Source organism: Neobacillus sp. plas4 (assembly GCF_057221695.1).
Genome location: NZ_CM170152.1, coordinates 2,310,452 through 2,326,732, shown reverse-complemented (window position 1 = coordinate 2,326,732; position 16,281 = coordinate 2,310,452). Strand labels below are relative to the sequence as shown.

Below are 16,281 nucleotides of genomic sequence, written 5' to 3'. Positions count from 1 at the left end.
TGATTCATTCCTCCACTTTTTTAATAGTTTGATTACATCCATACCAAATAATATCTAATTTATCAGCTCTTGCTGCGAGATCTTGATAGGCCCAGCCTGTGATATCCCTCCACACTCTATCTTCTCTGTCCACCGGGACAATTCCTTTTGTAATATCAGTACCGATAACTACTAGTTTTCGCTCGGGCTTTTCCTGTTCCCACATCCACCACTGATTAATGGTTTGATTCCAAATTTCACGACATCTGTATGAGTCATTGGTTTTCGTTAAATCCTTTACCCAACTTTCAATCCCTTCTAAAACGAGCAAATCACAGTCTATTTGAAAAATATCTGTTGGTAAGGGGGTCTCCTGATACGCCGAAATCCATAAGGCTGTATCTCCGTACGTTTTTTTTACCCATTCTCTTTTACCGTTAAAGGCACCTCCTGTAATGAAATGCACCTCTCTCCCCTCCTTAATGCTTTGCGAGCAAAAATAAGCTCATAGCCTTGATTATGTGGTGTTTGCCAGCTCCAGAAATCTCTTTGTATTGGTGCAAATTTACTTAATAAATACCGAATAACTCCGCCATGGGTGACAACACTACAGCTTTTATGGTTACCTCCGAGCATTTGTTGTGAGATCAATTCCCACCCAATGTCCACTCTTTTTGTGAAATGTTGAAAGGTTTCTCCCCCTGGTGGACTAGTAAAAAAAGGATCAGACAGCCATTTCTGATAAACCTCTTCATCTATTAAGTCATCATAGGTTTTTCCATCCCATATACCAAAATTCATTTCTCGTAATTCTGGTAAGATTGTTACTTCATCTTCCGGAAAAAGGAGCTTTGCTGTCGTTATACATCTTTGCAAATCACTCGAAAAATAAAGCTCATATCTGTTACTTATCGCAATCCTCATTGACTCAGGACATAAGGGTGAATCCTTCCAGCCTAAATAAGCTTTACGTTTATTTTCTTCTGTCAGCCCATGACGAAATAATGTAATAACCACAGTGTCATCCATAAAACCAATTCAGTCCCTTCTACAGCTGCACCTAAAACATCGCCTGTTATCCCGCCAAACCATTTAACAGCCTTTAGACGACAAAAAAGGAGAAAAACGAAGGCAGCAAGTATTAAAGTGGCAATCGGCTGTCCTCCATTAATGTAAAAGGCTAGTGCTAGTAGCCCTATAATATACACTGGATAGATCCATAATGCCTTGGGGGTGGCAGCATGTTGGAATAATGCACCTAATCCATCCTTTTTCGCAGATTTCACTGTTACCAGCAGAACACCCATCACACTTTTACTCAAAAAGGGAATGGCCGCAATCAGAATATAAGATAAGAAATGAACATATTCTGTAATCTCATAGATAAAAAGAAAACGACAGCTTAACAAAACAATGACAGAAATGACACCAAAAGCCCCCGTTTGAGGGTCCTTCATAATCTCAAGCCTTTTCTCTTGATCCCGGTATGAAAAATAACCGTCACTCGCATCCATCCAGCCGTCCAAGTGTATTCCACCGGTTAGTAGAATGGTGGTAAGCCAGAGCAGGAATGCTGTAGCCAAATTGGAAAAAGGAGTAAATTCCAAAAGAAAATAAACGAGCAATGCGTAAATAAACCCTTGAATCAATCCGAGTAAAGGAAAGGCTTGGACTGCTTTTTTTAAATGTGGTTCATCCATAGGTAATTCAAGTGGAACTGGAACTGCCGTAAAGAATTGTATATCTATTAATAGGCCCTTTAGTAGTTTGTTCATGCTGAACCCCACTGATGGATAATCTCTTTTAACCGATCATAGTTTAAGTGTGCTTTCATTTGCGAGGCGATGTCATCATACTTTTTATCTTTAAAATCATTTATTGATTTAACTTCTTTTGTCGGCAATCCTTTGCTTTTGCGAATCAAGTTTAACCATTGAGTTCTCCAATGGTCATTATGGAAAAGATGGTGAAGATAGGTTCCAATAATTTGACCTTTCTTGCTAAAATAGCCTTCTCCAGCACCATTCCCCAGCCTTAAAAAGGAACAACCTGATTGGTGCAATACCGTCTTCCCTAAATGAATTTCATAACCCTCGACCTGAACATTTGCTTGTAAGCCTGTATCTTCATGATACTCACCAGTCACTCTAAGAGTATCCTTCCTTTGATGAAAGATTGTCCGACCTGGAATATATCCCAATCCTTTTTCATGATTGTTTTTTATTCCCGTATCTGATCCAGCTTCATCAATTATTTCTTCACACAAAATTTGATATCCTCCACAAATGCCGATTATATATCCGCCCTTCTGAATATGACTGCTGATTAAAAGATCTAGCCCCTTCTCTCTTATCGTATTCAAATCATGGAATGTGCTTTTTGTTCCGGGAATAATGACAGCGTCTGGATTTCCGAATTCAGATTCATGCTTTACCCACCTTATCGATACGTCCTCTTCATACAAAAACGGTTCAAAGTCGGTATAGTTTGAAATAAAAGGAAGCTGAATGACCACTATATCTAAATTTCCTTTTCTCTTGTTTGAAAATTGTTCGTTTAATGACAATGAATCCTCCGCATCAATCATGTGATTCTCAACATATGGCATCACACCTAATACTGGAATGCCTGTTTTCTTTTCAAGCCATTGAATCCCATCTTCAAATAGGCTGATATCGCCACGGAATTTATTAATGATAATTCCTGCTACTCTTTGTCTTTCGTGAGGATCTAATAACTCGAGTGTACCTACAATACTAGCAAAGACGCCGCCTCTATCTATATCAGCTACCAGCACAACTGGCACATCTGCAAGTTCAGCAATCTTCATGTTGACAAGCTCTCGATCTTTTAAATTGATTTCAACAGGACTTCCAGCCCCTTCGATCACCACAAGATCGTATTGCTTCTCTAAGTGTTCCAATGACTCTCTTATTACTTCAAGTCCCTTATCATAAAACGTTTCCCGGTACCCTCTTCCAGAAAGTGTTTTTAATACCTTCCCTAATAACACAATTTCCGACTCTTGATTCGATCGGGGCTTTAATAAAATCGGATTCATCCAAACATCTGCCTCAATCTTTGAGGCTTCTGCCTGAATCCCTTGTGCTCTACCAATTTCTTTTCCATCTCTCGTCACATAAGAGTTATTGGACATATTTTGTGATTTAAAGGGTACAACCTTTACACCCTCATTGGCGAACATCCTGCAAAGTGCCGTCACAATGAGGCTCTTGCCAACATCAGAAGCGGTTCCTTGGATCATCACTCCTTTCACGACCTCATCCCCTTCATTAAGATTGGTACACCCATTTCCACCAAATAGGCTTGATCGGCAGCACTCACCAACTGCTGATGAATCTGTCCAAGCAATTTACCATACGTAAAAACCAATTGATTTTTAGCTAAGTGTTCATGAAATACTTCATTACTAACAACAAGTAAAACTTTTCCAGTATTCCGTATTTCATTTATCCCAGTCACGATATTTTCCTTCACTTCATTTAAAAAGGACGCATCCCATTGTTGATTAGCAGCAAACAATTCATTGTTTAATAGAGTTGTAACACAATCTAGTAAAATAATATCCTGACTGCCAAACATATTCGCTATTTCCCCAATATGTGCAGGCTTCTCGATTGTTCTCCAATTTGACTCACCTATAGATCGATCCTGCTGATGCTTACCAATTCGTTCCCGCATTTCTTGGTCGGATGCAATACCGGTTGCAAGGTAATTTAAATTTCCGCCCTCTTTTAATGCCAGGTCAACCGCCATTTTTTCAGCAAAGCTGCTTTTCCCGCTTCTTACCCCTCCAGTAATGAAGATGAATGAAGGTGTCGCCATTCTTTTAACACCTCCATTAGCTTACTATTTTCTTCCTTGCTCTTTATCGCAAAGCGAAGCCAATTTCCATCCAACCCGGGAAAATTAAACGTATGGCGGGGAATGATTTCTTTTTGAATAAGAAATTCAAAAAGGTCCATCTGCCCCTCGAGATAAGGATCTCGTAGTAAATAAAAATTGACTTTGGAAGGCGTAAACTCAAAATGATATTGCTTATAAAACGACAGTAACCGCTCTCGTTCTTCCCTAATATAGCTTTGAGTCTTTTTAATAAATTCATTATTTACAATACATAGTTCACCAGCCAGTAAGGCAATGCTATTGATACTCCAATGCGGCTGTAGTGCACTAAGTTCAGTAACGATGTTCGAAGCTGCAGCCAAATAGCCCAGCCTTAGACCTGGAATTGCAAACATCTTTGTCAATGAGCGGATAATGATTAATTTAGAAAACCTATTTATGTAAGGGATAAAGGAGTCATAGTCTATTAAAAAATCATAGAAAGCCTCATCCAAAATTAAATAGCAATTTTGCTTTTCACATTCCTCCAGAATAGAAAGAATCGTTGATTTTGGATAGTGAATGCCCGTTGGATTATTCGGATTACACAAAAATAGGGCCTCCGCATTCAATAGGCTTGTTTGTAAATCATCTAGATTTAACTCGAAATTCGGCCCCTTTAATTGATGGTATTGAATTTCACACTGATTAGCACGACAAGCTGTTTCATATTCAGAAAATGCTGGTTCGATTACAACGATCTTTTTTCCTGAAAGATACCGTGCTACTAGTGAAATCAGCTCAGCGCCGCCATTTCCAATTAAAATTAAATCGACAGATATTTGTTCCTTTTCAGCTATCCTATCCTTAAGCCTAACTGCTAACGGGTCAGGATAAACCATAATTTCATTATAAAAATCGTTCCACTTCTCCTTTAAATCAGACGGTGGACCAATTGGATTGATATTGGCACTGAAATCGATAAACTGCTTGGGGAGTGTTCGCCCCATCGCCTTAAAAAGGTACTGTGGATTGGAGCCATGTGAAGGCAAATTCAAGTGTCATCCCACCTATCCATAAAAATAGAATAAATAATAAAACTGTCTTACCCATTACTCGATTAGCCAGAATAATATGATCGGCTTGAATGGAGTTTATTGCTTCCCCCATCCTGGCACGGTTCGAAACGATTCCTTTGTAATAATTGATACCGCCAAGTTGAATCCCCAATATTGCTGCAACAGCTGCTTCACCCCAGCCGCTGTTAGGGCTAGGATGTTTTTTTGCGTCACGAATAAGAATGGTCCACGCTCTTCGATACCTTATTTCCAAAGGCTTTGTACCAAGCAGCATAAGAATCCCTGTTATACGGCTTGGAATCCAATTCATCACGTCGTCCCATTTAGCAGAAGCCCAGCCAAATTCTTTAAATCTTTCATTTAAATAGCCTGCCATTGAATCACAGGTATTCGTTGCCCTATAAACCATTGCGAGCGGTGCCCCGCCTATAAGAGCCCAAAATAACGGTGCCGTCACCCCATCACTTGTATTTTCAGCAACCGTCTCAATAGCTCCACGAGCAATTTCACCTTCATCAAGACCTTCGGTGTCCCGGCCGACGATATAGGATAATTTTATTCTTGCTGAGGGCAAGTCTCCTCTGCCTAATGGTTCATACACCTCAAGAGCTGCTTGTTTCAAACTTTTCTGAGCAATGGTGGTCGCAATGATGATACCTTCCACCGCTATACCCACAACTGGATGAATCTTATAACTGATTACAACTACTATTAATACTGTAGAAAATGCAATCAATAAAACAAAAAGGAGCATTGCAACCCCTTTTAACTTTTTATTCTTTCCTGTGTTTAATCGTTTTTCAAAAAACGCAATCATCGACCCTATCCATCTTACAGGATGCGGCCAATTGGGTGGGTCTCCTACAAATATGTCAATAAAATAGGCTAAAGTTATGGCTATTAAATGATAGACGATCATACTTGTTTCCTTTTTTGAGATTTTAGAATGGCCTCTGACGTGCATTCGTATACGGCTTTTCCAATCATTTTTCCTAATGGTGTAATGGTACCAGCATACTCCAACCTTTCTCCAGCCTGTGTTGCGGCAATTAAAATACTATCCGTTGAAGTACCACTAGCAATGGTGCCTGTCACCCGGTCCATTACTTCTAAATCGTGAAGCGCCTTTGTTTTTGCTTCTGTAGCGGTCATAATACTTTGAATAAATGCCTCTTCTGTTAATTCACCGTTAATGAATATCCATGTATTAATGGTGCCAGGCACACTCCTGTAGGAATGTTGATCACTTTTTGAGGCATCCACAGCGTTTCCTACTCCTGCCGTGATGACTACGAATAATGAAAATCCGTCCTGTTCAAAAAATTTGTAGATTACATCATCAAGGATCACTGCCGTCATCATTCCTACGGTTTCAGATGGTTCAAACCCATTTGATTTTAGAAAGTCGGCCATTTCTTGGCGATGATCGCTGCAATTGTAGTCCTTATCAACATGTCGATTAACAAATGTATGATGCCAGCCAGTTCCTGAACCAATCACTCCCGATGACATGGTCCGTAACGGAACAGTGGCCTTTAGCTGGATAAGCTCATGGGATTTTTCCAGCATTTCTTCATTTATTTGAACACTTTCCATTTCCGTTTTGTACGCAGGCAATAACATTAATTGTGGTGCAGCTACTTTAGGATGTGGTTGCTTCTGAATTTCTGTATGATATACCTCGCGTATTCTTTCTTCCCTTAGAACCTCGTTCGGGATATGATTGATATGGATGTTTCCGTTTTCGAGCAATAGGATTCTGTCACAATATAAGCCTGCGAGATTTAAATCATGAAAGATAGATAGGACTGTCAAACCACTTTCTGTGGTCCAATATTTGAGTAAATCTAGCAATTCCTTTTGATAAGACAAATCCAAATGATTTGTAGGTTCATCCAGCAATAAAATTTTAGGTTCTTGTGCAAGCGCCTGAGCCAGAAAAACCCGTTGTTTTTCTCCCCCAGATAATTGCTGAATATTTTTATTTTGAAAAGCTGATATCCCTGTCTGCTTCATCACTTTTTGAACGACTTCCTCGTCTGAATCTTCCCATGTTTGAAACCAGCCCTTTTGGTGTGCGTATCGACCAAGAGAAACCGTTTCTTTTACTGTATATGAGAATGATTGCGACGAATGCTGAGATAAAACCGCAACAATTTGTGCCAGCTGTTTGGTACTATAATCCTGTATCTTTTTTTCCATAATATAAATGTTACCTTTGGTAATTGGCAGGATACCGCTGATCATTTTTAAAAGAGTGGTCTTTCCGCTTCCATTCGGCCCCACTATCCCAAATAACTCTCCTGCTTGGACTTCAAAGGAAATTTCCTTCACTACTGCTTCATTCGAATATCCACCAGAAACCTGTTGAACGTTTAGCATGCTTTATTCACTTCTTTCCTTCCTTCTTCTTTGCAAAAGGATTAATGCAAAAACTGGAGTACCAACTAATGCAGTAATGACCCCAATTGGTAACTCGACAGGAGAGATAATCGTTCTCGAAATGAGATCTGCCAAGATTAAAAATCCACTGCCTGTTATAATCGATAAAGGGAGTAAATGCCTATGATCCGGTCCCCATAATAATCTCGATAAATGCGGAATTACCAGGCCAACAAAACCAATTGTGCCTGAAACCGCAACAGCAGCTCCTGTTAAAATGGATCCCGCAGTCAAGATCATCAGTTTTCTTTTTTGAACATTTACACCTAAATGCTGTGCACGTTCTTCCCCAAAGGACATCGCATTTAATTCCTTAACATTAAAAATAAGTATCGCCGATCCTAAAATAAAAAATGGCAAAATAATCTTTATGTATTCCCAGCCTCTCATGGAGACACTTCCCAAAAGCCAGCCAATAATTTGTCTTAACTCATCACCTGTTAATGCAATCATGAGCGAAATGATTGCACCAAGAAAAGAACTAAATATAATGCCTGTTAAAATAATGGTTTCAACCCTCATGGAACGTTCAATTTTTCGGGCAAAAGCAAGTACAAAAAAAATGGTAAGAAATGAAAATAGAATACTTAATAATGGCAGTGTAAATGAACCCGCAAATGGAATGGAAAGTTGAAAAAACAAAGTCAACACAGCTCCGACCGAGGCTCCAGAAGATACTCCTAACGTATAGGGATCTGCTAATGGATTCCTTAGTAGACCTTGAAAAGCTGCTCCTGCAATTGCTAGAGATGCCCCTACGATTCCAGCTAGTATAACCCGTGGTAAACGAATATTCCAGACGATACTTGAGAACATAGGATCGATTTGATCAAGTGAAATAATTCCAACTAATTTTGCGGCAATAATTTGAAGAATAGTAAAGATAGGAACCGAAACGGTTCCTATTGATATTCCTAATAATAATGAAAGAACGAGGAAGCTTCCTGCTGCCAGATAAGCTATGAACTTATTATTTAAAAACTTCTGGATAGACAGCTTTTGCAAGTTCCTCTACTCCTTCTACAATCCTTGGACCTGAACGTGTTACGCGATCAGAATCGACATCAATAACTTGCTTGTTTTTAATCGCATTCACATTTTCCCATCCTGCTCTCTCTAAGACAGTTTCCACAGCTTTATCATCATAAAATCCGTAAGTAGTAATGATTACATCTGGGTTCCGTGTAATCATCGCTTCTTCATCTATTTTAATCCAGCCTTCTTGATCGTTTGCAATATTCTCGGCATTGATTAGACCGATCATGTCATCCATAAAAGTGTTTTTCCCTGTAGTAAAAAGATCCGGTGCAGGTGAAACCTCAACTAGTACCTTTTTCTTTTCTGTTATTTTTGCAGCTTTGTCTTTTATTTCAGCCAATTTAGCTTGCATATCTTTTATTAGGCTGTCCGCTTCTTTTGTTGCACCAGTAGCTTTCCCTATCATGGCAATGGAATCATAAACTCCATCAAAAGTTTGTGCATCATTCACAACTAAGACAGTTATTCCAGAATCTCTTAACTGTTGAAGTCCTTCTGTTATGTTATGGGCAGTTGACGCGTGGGCTAACACTAAATTGGGCTGTAATGAAATAATCTTTTCAATATTTACAGTCAGGTCGCCAATTTTCTCTTTGGCCGTAACTTCTTCAGGATAATTATCAAAATTGGAGACTCCAACAATTTCTTCTCCAAGTCCTATGGCAAAAGCAATCTCTGTATTACTTGGGATTAATGATACAATTTTATCCGGCTTTTGATTAATGGTTACTTCATCATCTAATGCGTCTTTTATAGTAACCGGAAAAGCAGTTTCCGCAGTTTTACTAGTATTCCCAATGTTCTGTTCTTTCACCTGTTCTTTTTGTTCCCCACAGGCTGCTAATACTCCTATTGTTAACATTAGCAGAAAAAGAAGTGTAGATAATTTTTTCATTGTGTTTCCTCCTATGTAGTAATCTCATCATATGAAATATGCAGCCAAAAATTTATAAAAAAACATCTCTACGGCAGCGTAGAGATGTTGGTTTGAATAGATCCATACAAAATGTAAAATGATTCTAGTCGTCCACACCCCTATCCTCGTAGGTGTCTTTGGCGCACAAGAATTAGGCAGGTTTCCTGGCTCATGGTCATTGCTTCCTGCGTCTTCCCATCATCTGACAGTGACAATTTGCAGGTTGCTCCCATTTACAGTGGCGGGACCGCGTTGGCTTTTAACCAAACTTCCCTTTTAAGCTAAAAATTCTTGATAGAATTTCAGCACCTATTCAATAATATTTTATTATGATAAACCAATTATATAGGAAAGCGGAATAAATGGAATCTTTTTATTACAAAATTCTTCATAAAATTTATTATTCAAAGCTTCTGCATAAGTTTGCCATTTCAATGGCTCCAGTTGCAGAATCCCAGCCTTTATTCCCCGCTTTCGTTCCAGCACGCTCAATAGCCTGCTCGATGGAATCCGTTGTTAAAACACCAAAAACAACAGGAATACCGCTGCTTAGGGTAATTTTAGAAACACCCTTGGCCACTTCACTGCAAACAAAATCAAAATGTGGTGTGGAACCACGAATTACCGTCCCTAATGTAATAACCGCGTCATATTTTTTGCTATTAGCCATTTTTTGAGCAATTAATGGAATTTCAAATGCACCTGGCACCCAAGCGATGTCCACGTCTGTTTCGCTTACCCCATGTCTTTTTAGAGCATCCTGTGCACCGCTAAGTAATTTACTCGTAATAAACTCATTAAAACGCCCAACTACGATTCCTATCTTTAAACCAGAACCTACTAAATTACCTTCATAAATATTTTTCATTTTTTTTACCTCCGATTATTCTTGTAGTTTATTTTAGATTAACATTTTCCTTTTGTATTTCCATTTGCAAAGGAACAGTTTCTACCACTTCAAGATCGTATCCCATTATTCCTTTTATTTTCTTTGGATTATTGGTTAATAATTTCATTTTTCTAACCCCTAAATCCCTTAATATCTGAGCGCCAATACCAAATTCACGTAAAACATCTTCATTTCCATTGCCTAGGGCAGCATCCTGACTCTCTTCTTGGAGCTTGTATGTCCGCAATTTATTTACTAAGCCGCTATCCTGACGCATATAAAGAAGGACTCCATTGCCTTCTTGTTCAATTTGGCTTAAGGCAGCATGTAACTCTGATTGGCAATTACAGCGGAATGAACCAAAAACATCCCCAGTTAAACATTCTGAATGAACGCGTATTAGAATAGGGGCATCAGGATTTAATTCTCCCTTTACTAAAGCAAGATGTTCTTTTCCATCGATCACATTTGAATAACCAACAGCCTTAAAATCACCAAATTCTGTTGGTAAATTTATTTCAATTTCGCGGTTGACCAGCTGTTCTTTATTATTGCGATATTCAATCAAGTCTTTAATGGTAATCATTTTAACTTTTAGATCATCGGCAATTTTTCTTAATTGAGGAACACGAGCCATGGTTCCATCTTCATTCATAATTTCACAGATGACTCCCGCAGGCTGAGATCCGCATAATTTGGCCAAATCCACTGCAGCCTCAGTGTGTCCTGTTCTTCTCAAGACTCCACCTTTTTTCGCAATTAACGGGAAAATATGACCAGGTCTCATAAAGTCTGAGGGCTTTGCCTCTGCGTCAAGCATGCGTAAAATGGTAGTAGAACGCTCAAAGGCTGATATTCCCGTAGTCGATGATTTATGGTCAATACTAACGGTAAAGGCAGTACCATGTGCATCTGTATTGTTTGAAACCATAGGAAATAATTCTAATTTCCGTGCTAACTCCTCATCAACAGGTACACAGATTAAGCCTCGGCCGTGTGTTGCCATTAAATTAATTACTGCTGGAGTAGTTTTTTCAGCCAAGGAGATAAAATCACCTTCGTTTTCTCTGTCCTCGTCATCACAAACGATGATGACCTTGCCGTTTTTTAAATCCTCTAACGCATCTTCTATAAGATCAAACAAGTCTTTCTCCCCTTTCAATTTAAAAATATGAGCTGTTGACTATGTATTTAAAAAAATCCATGTTCTTCCAGGAATTGCGCACTAATACCTGAGGGACTCTTTTTGTTCACGTTACCAGAACCTGCCGATAAGAAATGACCTACATACTTGCCAATCATATCGCATTCTAAATTGACAATATCACCGGAATCTTTTAGACCGATAATACTTTCTGATAAGGTGTGGGGAATAAGGGATAAAGTAAAGGTATCATCACTTACTCCAAATACAGTCAGGCTTGTACCATCTACAGTAATGGACCCCCTAACGATAATATACCTGAGTATGTCAGACGGGGCTTCAATTTCATAATAAATGGCATTTTCGAGTTGCTTTTTACTCTTGATCACTCCAGTTCCATCAATATGACCAGAAACAAAGTGACCTCCAAACCTTCCCCCAGCTGCCATTGCCCGTTCAAGATTCACTTTGGATCCCCGCTTTAGTGCGTTTAAGCTGGATGCTTTTACCGTTTCAGGCATAACATCTACAGTAAACTGCTTGTTAGAGAAGCTAGTGACCGTTAAACACACGCCATTAACAGCTATGCTGTCACCAAGGTGGACATCTTCTAATATTTTTTTTGCCTCAATTGTTAGTACAAAAGATGTTCCTGTTCGTTGGATATTGGCTACCATTCCTAATTCTTCAATAATACCGGTAAACATAGTTTTTACCTCCCTTCCTAATATTTGCAATGATGGCAAAAATCTTTCATACCGATTTATAGTTAAAATAAAAGGACCCTGAAGAAATAAAGCTCTTCAGGGTCCTTGGAAAAGGCAATAAGAAAATAGGGGTTAAAAAAGGGTATACTACTCCCTTGGTTTAAACCTGACTTTTTTCCTTCTCCCATCCAGACTTTAACTGTCGGCTCTGGATTTTCACCAGATCCACCGTTTAACGTACGTTAAACGGGTCACGGACTAAGAAGCTAGAGCTTCATCACCGCCGGTTGGGAATTACACCCGACCCCGAAGGAATTATTCAACTATATGATTGATTATACCTTATACTAGTTAAAATTGCGAAAAGTTTGATTAGGAAACCCCTCTCTATTTGTTCAATATTAATAGTCATTGCCATACGTCTTAATAGGAAGGTAAAGTTCAAATTGAGTGCCGTTATCTATATCACTATGGTTTTGTTTTAATATTTCTAAACTCAAGGCAGAGTCATCCAAATCATAGCCATACTCTTGCATCCATACCAACACTTGTTGATATGTACTTTCAACTTCGGCCAAGGTACCATTGTGTGAGGTACGAACATAATTTTTGCGAGGTATCGTAAACCCTATCATCCCTTCAGGAACATTTTCTAAGGTTTCCACTGGTGTCGTTACATAACAGGTCAATTCTGTTTCTCTGCTATGGAAGGGAGCGATTAAGATCGATTCATTCGTCTGGTTAGGCACTTCACCCTTCCGTTCTTTCATAACCTCAACTAAATCAGGAATGGTATTTAACTGTGAATACGTGCCATTCCACGAAATTCCAACTACCTTTATCTCATCTTTTTCGAGCACTTGGATCTTCAAACCTATTCCTCCTCTATTTGCATTTATATCTCTATTATTCTTACATAAACCTCGAAAATCCTCCCGAAAAACGACAACATCGGTAAATAATTTACCTATTTTCTAGACAATTCTCTGATAACTAATTTTTCCCAAAGTTTCCATGGTAAAAGGTTCTTTATAAAAATAGAAGCTTTAACTCCCCTGCCAATTACATATCTCATCTCTGGATTTTTTAGAACCGAAATCTCTGCTATTTTTGTTGCCACATCATTTGGGTCACCAAAACTGCTTTCCCCATCTGCAATATATTGCTCTATCCTTTTCATATATTCACGATAAGGAGAATGTGACTGTAATGATTCTAAAGCAACCTGTTTACCTGTGGACCAGATATTTGTTTTATAGGACCCTGGTTCAATTAATACCACCTTTACCCCAAAAGGCTGCATTTCTAAGCGGAGACTTTCACTCCAGCCTTCAATTGCATACTTAGAAGCAATATATGGGGATAATCCCGGGAAAGCTACCTTGCCGCTGATACTGCTTAGATTAATAATACACCCCTGCTTCTGTTTCCTCATAATAGGCAAAAATGCCTTGGTTACAGCAAAAACTCCAAATACATTTGTTTCAAATTGTTTACGATACTCTTCCATCGATATTTCCTCTACAAACCCTGCGCCAGCGTAGCCAGCATTATTAACTAAAACGTCCACTCTTTCAAATTCCTCGATTACCCGTGTTTGAAACGATAGAATGGACTTCTCATTTGTAACATCCAGCTCAAGAACAATGATATTGGATTCTACACCGTTTATCTTGGCCTCCTGCATTAGACTGCTGCTTTTATCGGGGTTTCTCATTGCTGCGATAACAGTAAAACCCTTTCTTGCTAATTCTACAGAAGTAATTAAACCAAATCCGCTTGATGTGCCGGTTACAACAGCTGTCCTGTTCTTCATATGTGTATGACTCCCTTTTTGTATCTGCAATGATTAGTTTAATATGAAGCAAATGAAAAAGTTGTCGAAATATACAATATTCTTATATTTAATTAAGGAAAAACAAAAAGACTGTCACTTTGATCAGTCTCTTTGCCCTATTTTACAACTTCTGGAATTGATATACCTAGACCTTTTGCCACTCTCTCACCATACTCAGTATCTGCTTTAAGGAAGTGTGGATTTGGCGAAGTTTATATCCTCTCTCTACAGGCTTCATCGCACCTACGATGGTTTCAATTAGAAGTCATTTTAATCTATACTATCGCTTCCTGCTAATTCCACATTTTTAATTTAGGAAGAAATAGATTATACTGTAAATAGAATTAGTTTATATCTTTAGGAGGATTTTCTTATGTCAGAAAACAATCAAACAAATCAAAATGAAGAACCCAAGAAGAAAATGAGTCTGCAGGAAGCAATGAAGCAGCAGCTCGAGAATAAGAAAAATAAAGTTGCCGCTGGCAATAACAGCTCAAACGGTCTTCAAAATACTAAACAAATGAAAAGCCAAATGACAAAAAAAGTGAGTAACACTCGTAGAAAAATGGGTGTTTAATGAACGGGCAAAATAGAAAAGACATTACTGCTGGTACTGAGGTTGACATAGTTTTAAAGGCTGATCAAAGAACAGGAAAACTTACTAGAGGTATTGTGAAAGATATTTTAACAAATTCTAGTTTCCATCCTCATGGAATAAAAGTCAGATTAATGGATGGACAGGTTGGCAGGGTACAGGAAATAGTAAAGGGATAATCTACGTAAATAGCCAAAAGGCACTACCTTGAGGTATACAATTTCTAAAACTAACCGATACTAGGCATAACCATTTTACTTATCACATATCGGACCTCCACTTCTTTCGTGGAGGTTTTTTTGTGCATAAAAAAACAGACTCACAATTTGGAGTCTGTTTTGAGTTTTGAAGGTTTATTATGCTTTACGAACGTTAACCGCTTGTGGACCACGTTGTCCATTTTCGATTTCAAACGTCACTTCTTGACCTTCATCTAACGTTTTGTAGCCTTCGCCTTGAATCGCTGAGAAGTGAACGAATACATCGTCTCCACCGTCACGCTCGATAAATCCAAAGCCTTTTTCACCGTTAAACCATTTTACTTTACCATGTTCCATTTTTGTAGCTCCTCCTAGCATGTAACAAATACATGAAATTGCAATATAGTCTTGCCCAATTATTATAACCAAGTGAAATTATTTTTAAACAATTTCCTCTTGTATATAAAGTATTTCACATTTGAGTTGATTTTATTTCAAAAAAATAATATTCCTTCCTCATAATACTTCCAAGTCCGTGAATGCTTATAAATTACAGCACCCATTTTTGGATTGCCTTAGCGACACCATCTTCATTATTTGAAGATGTTACCCAAGCAGCCGCATTTTTTACAGTATCCTGAGCATTTCCCATTGCAATGCCTAAGCCTGCTTCTTCTATCATAGCCAAATCATTTAGACTGTCGCCAACGGCCATGACGTTTATCATCTCAATACCAAGCCGTTGACAGACTAATTTCAGCCCTTTTGCTTTATTAATCCCGGCCGGGTTTACTTCAAGATTTGTTGGAGTTGAGTTGGTTACTTCAAACTCTCCACGTGCCAGCAGCTCTTTTAAAACTATGTCTCTTGTCGGCACATCCTTAATATTGAATCCAAATTTCAGCCATTCCGCTCCATGAATATCTTCCGGAATTTCATCAAACCAGTTTCGGGTTGTGCTGATTGCCCAAAAACGGCTCTTGTGCTTTTCGGTTAGCTCTATCATCCATTGAATGGATTCGGAATTAACAAGATTCCTCTCGACTAATCCCCTTTTATCATCCCAAATTTCACTGCCGTTTACCGTCACTAAGTATGACGTTAACGAAAGCGAATCTGCATGTTTCTCACAGCTTCTTAAAGAGCGGCCAGTGCTGAGAACGATATGTACGCCTTTTTCCTGTGCTTCTTTAATCGCTAGACGGTTTGCCTCTGAAATCTCGTGCTGATCATTTAACAGAGTCCCATCCATATCAAGTGCGATTAGTTTAATCTCATGATCACTTTTGAAATTTTCCATATCTAATCAACTCCTTAAAAAAACATACCTAATGAGAGTAACACCATATTGAAGTATCTCAAAAAAACTTTCATAACGGAAAAATTCCGAACGAATATTCGTTCCTATAGTAAACAAAAAAATAACACCTAGAATGATACAAGGTGTTATTAATTTGGGGAGAACGAGTTTATAGGCATTATCCTGGGCTAATTGTTACGATAATTTGGAGAGACTCGGTTTATCGGCACTATCCTGGGCTAATTGTTACGATAGTTTGGAGAGACTCGGTTTATCGGCACTATCCTGGACTAATTGTTACGATAATTT

Annotated in this window: 19 protein-coding genes and 2 riboswitches; of the genes, 2 read left to right on the top strand and 17 right to left on the bottom strand. The window is 38.6% G+C overall.

The features are described 5' to 3' along the window. Positions 1-4: 4 nt before the first annotated feature. The 15 genes from AC2TFD_RS11565 to AC2TFD_RS11495 all read right to left on the bottom strand — a co-directional run bounded on the left by AC2TFD_RS11565 (position 5) and on the right by AC2TFD_RS11495 (position 13,856). On the bottom strand, positions 5-445 hold the full coding sequence (locus AC2TFD_RS11565) for a bifunctional adenosylcobinamide kinase/adenosylcobinamide-phosphate guanylyltransferase (RefSeq protein ID WP_484675677.1): 441 nt from the start codon (positions 443-445) through the stop codon (positions 5-7). Further along, the gene (locus AC2TFD_RS11560) at positions 397-996 is read right to left on the bottom strand and encodes a histidine phosphatase family protein (RefSeq protein WP_335514207.1); all 600 of its coding nucleotides are present in this window, start codon (positions 994-996) and stop codon (positions 397-399) included. Before AC2TFD_RS11560 ends, AC2TFD_RS11565 begins: the two co-directional genes overlap by 49 nt. Beyond that, positions 966-1,754 (bottom strand): adenosylcobinamide-GDP ribazoletransferase, encoded by a 789-nt coding sequence (gene cobS, locus AC2TFD_RS11555; protein WP_335514205.1) that lies wholly within the window; start codon positions 1,752-1,754, stop codon positions 966-968. The genes AC2TFD_RS11560 and cobS overlap by 31 nt, the downstream gene beginning before the upstream one ends. Continuing rightward, entirely contained in the window at positions 1,751-3,256 is a 1,506-nt protein-coding gene (locus AC2TFD_RS11550) for a cobyric acid synthase (protein WP_484675676.1), read from the bottom strand. Before AC2TFD_RS11550 ends, cobS begins: the two co-directional genes overlap by 4 nt. Next, positions 3,253-3,825, bottom strand: coding sequence for a bifunctional adenosylcobinamide kinase/adenosylcobinamide-phosphate guanylyltransferase (locus AC2TFD_RS11545; protein ID WP_484675675.1), 573 nt, complete (start codon positions 3,823-3,825; stop codon positions 3,253-3,255). The genes AC2TFD_RS11550 and AC2TFD_RS11545 overlap by 4 nt, the downstream gene beginning before the upstream one ends. Then, on the bottom strand, positions 3,786-4,883 hold the full coding sequence (gene cobD / locus AC2TFD_RS11540; RefSeq protein ID WP_484675674.1) for a threonine-phosphate decarboxylase CobD: 1,098 nt from the start codon (positions 4,881-4,883) through the stop codon (positions 3,786-3,788). Before cobD ends, AC2TFD_RS11545 begins: the two co-directional genes overlap by 40 nt. Then, a complete protein-coding gene (cbiB, locus tag AC2TFD_RS11535; RefSeq protein WP_484675673.1) occupies positions 4,840-5,823 on the bottom strand; it encodes an adenosylcobinamide-phosphate synthase CbiB in 984 nt (327 codons plus the stop codon). Before cbiB ends, cobD begins: the two co-directional genes overlap by 44 nt. Beyond that, positions 5,820-7,286: a heme ABC transporter ATP-binding protein gene (locus tag AC2TFD_RS11530; RefSeq protein ID WP_484675672.1), complete on the bottom strand. Its 1,467-nt coding sequence runs from the start codon at positions 7,284-7,286 to the stop codon at positions 5,820-5,822. The genes cbiB and AC2TFD_RS11530 overlap by 4 nt, the downstream gene beginning before the upstream one ends. 3 nt (positions 7,287-7,289) lie before the next feature. Beyond that, positions 7,290-8,351, bottom strand: coding sequence for a FecCD family ABC transporter permease (locus AC2TFD_RS11525; RefSeq protein WP_484675671.1), 1,062 nt, complete (start codon positions 8,349-8,351; stop codon positions 7,290-7,292). Further along, complete coding sequence (locus AC2TFD_RS11520; RefSeq protein ID WP_484675670.1) at positions 8,317-9,279, bottom strand: ABC transporter substrate-binding protein; 963 nt, start codon at positions 9,277-9,279, stop codon at positions 8,317-8,319. The genes AC2TFD_RS11525 and AC2TFD_RS11520 overlap by 35 nt, the downstream gene beginning before the upstream one ends. 158 nt (positions 9,280-9,437) lie before the next feature. Then, positions 9,438-9,628: riboswitch (cobalamin riboswitch) on the bottom strand. A gap of 72 nt (positions 9,629-9,700) precedes the next feature. Further along, complete coding sequence (gene ribH / locus AC2TFD_RS11515) at positions 9,701-10,168, bottom strand: 6,7-dimethyl-8-ribityllumazine synthase (protein WP_335514179.1); 468 nt, start codon at positions 10,166-10,168, stop codon at positions 9,701-9,703. 28 nt (positions 10,169-10,196) lie between these two features. Continuing rightward, positions 10,197-11,333 carry a 3,4-dihydroxy-2-butanone-4-phosphate synthase gene (ribB, locus tag AC2TFD_RS11510; RefSeq protein WP_335568232.1) on the bottom strand — a complete coding sequence of 379 codons (1,137 nt, stop codon included), beginning with the start codon at positions 11,331-11,333 and terminating at the stop codon, positions 10,197-10,199. Between the two features lie 47 nt (positions 11,334-11,380). After that, positions 11,381-12,040, bottom strand: coding sequence for a riboflavin synthase (gene ribE, locus AC2TFD_RS11505; protein WP_335514173.1), 660 nt, complete (start codon positions 12,038-12,040; stop codon positions 11,381-11,383). A gap of 172 nt (positions 12,041-12,212) precedes the next feature. Continuing rightward, positions 12,213-12,358: riboswitch (FMN riboswitch) on the bottom strand. 83 nt (positions 12,359-12,441) lie between these two features. Next, positions 12,442-12,912, bottom strand: coding sequence for a GyrI-like domain-containing protein (locus AC2TFD_RS11500; RefSeq protein WP_335514170.1), 471 nt, complete (start codon positions 12,910-12,912; stop codon positions 12,442-12,444). Positions 12,913-13,007: 95 nt separating this feature from the next. Continuing rightward, the gene (locus AC2TFD_RS11495) at positions 13,008-13,856 is read right to left on the bottom strand and encodes an SDR family oxidoreductase (protein WP_484675669.1); all 849 of its coding nucleotides are present in this window, start codon (positions 13,854-13,856) and stop codon (positions 13,008-13,010) included. A 394-nt stretch (positions 13,857-14,250) separates the two neighbouring features. Between AC2TFD_RS11495 and AC2TFD_RS11490 the strand changes: the two genes are divergently transcribed. After that, positions 14,251-14,454: a hypothetical protein gene (locus tag AC2TFD_RS11490; RefSeq protein WP_484675668.1), complete on the top strand. Its 204-nt coding sequence runs from the start codon at positions 14,251-14,253 to the stop codon at positions 14,452-14,454. Next, a complete protein-coding gene (locus AC2TFD_RS11485; RefSeq protein ID WP_335568233.1) occupies positions 14,454-14,651 on the top strand; it encodes a YwbE family protein in 198 nt (65 codons plus the stop codon). Before AC2TFD_RS11490 ends, AC2TFD_RS11485 begins: the two co-directional genes overlap by 1 nt. A 177-nt stretch (positions 14,652-14,828) precedes the next feature. Here AC2TFD_RS11485 and AC2TFD_RS11480 read toward each other — a convergent pair whose 3' ends face one another. After that, entirely contained in the window at positions 14,829-15,029 is a 201-nt protein-coding gene (locus AC2TFD_RS11480) for a cold-shock protein (protein ID WP_045515670.1), read from the bottom strand. Positions 15,030-15,222: 193 nt separating this feature from the next. Beyond that, the gene (locus tag AC2TFD_RS11475) at positions 15,223-15,972 is read right to left on the bottom strand and encodes a Cof-type HAD-IIB family hydrolase (protein ID WP_335520494.1); all 750 of its coding nucleotides are present in this window, start codon (positions 15,970-15,972) and stop codon (positions 15,223-15,225) included. Positions 15,973-16,281 lie beyond the last annotated feature (309 nt).

Coding starts and splice junctions, on each gene's coding strand:
- cobS (WP_335514205.1), bottom strand. CDS start 1,754: ATGAACAAACTACTAAAGGGCCTATTAATAGATATACAATTCTTTACG.
- AC2TFD_RS11545 (WP_484675675.1), bottom strand. CDS start 3,825: ATGGCGACACCTTCATTCATCTTCATTACTGGAGGGGTAAGAAGCGGG.
- cbiB (WP_484675673.1), bottom strand. CDS start 5,823: ATGATCGTCTATCATTTAATAGCCATAACTTTAGCCTATTTTATTGAC.
- AC2TFD_RS11530 (WP_484675672.1), bottom strand. CDS start 7,286: ATGCTAAACGTTCAACAGGTTTCTGGTGGATATTCGAATGAAGCAGTA.
- AC2TFD_RS11520 (WP_484675670.1), bottom strand. CDS start 9,279: ATGAAAAAATTATCTACACTTCTTTTTCTGCTAATGTTAACAATAGGA.
- ribH (WP_335514179.1), bottom strand. CDS start 10,168: ATGAAAAATATTTATGAAGGTAATTTAGTAGGTTCTGGTTTAAAGATA.
- ribE (WP_335514173.1), bottom strand. CDS start 12,040: ATGTTTACCGGTATTATTGAAGAATTAGGAATGGTAGCCAATATCCAA.
- AC2TFD_RS11495 (WP_484675669.1), bottom strand. CDS start 13,856: ATGAAGAACAGGACAGCTGTTGTAACCGGCACATCAAGCGGATTTGGT.
- AC2TFD_RS11490 (WP_484675668.1), top strand. CDS start 14,251: ATGTCAGAAAACAATCAAACAAATCAAAATGAAGAACCCAAGAAGAAA.
- AC2TFD_RS11485 (WP_335568233.1), top strand. CDS start 14,454: ATGAACGGGCAAAATAGAAAAGACATTACTGCTGGTACTGAGGTTGAC.
- AC2TFD_RS11480 (WP_045515670.1), bottom strand. CDS start 15,029: ATGGAACATGGTAAAGTAAAATGGTTTAACGGTGAAAAAGGCTTTGGA.
- AC2TFD_RS11475 (WP_335520494.1), bottom strand. CDS start 15,972: ATGGAAAATTTCAAAAGTGATCATGAGATTAAACTAATCGCACTTGAT.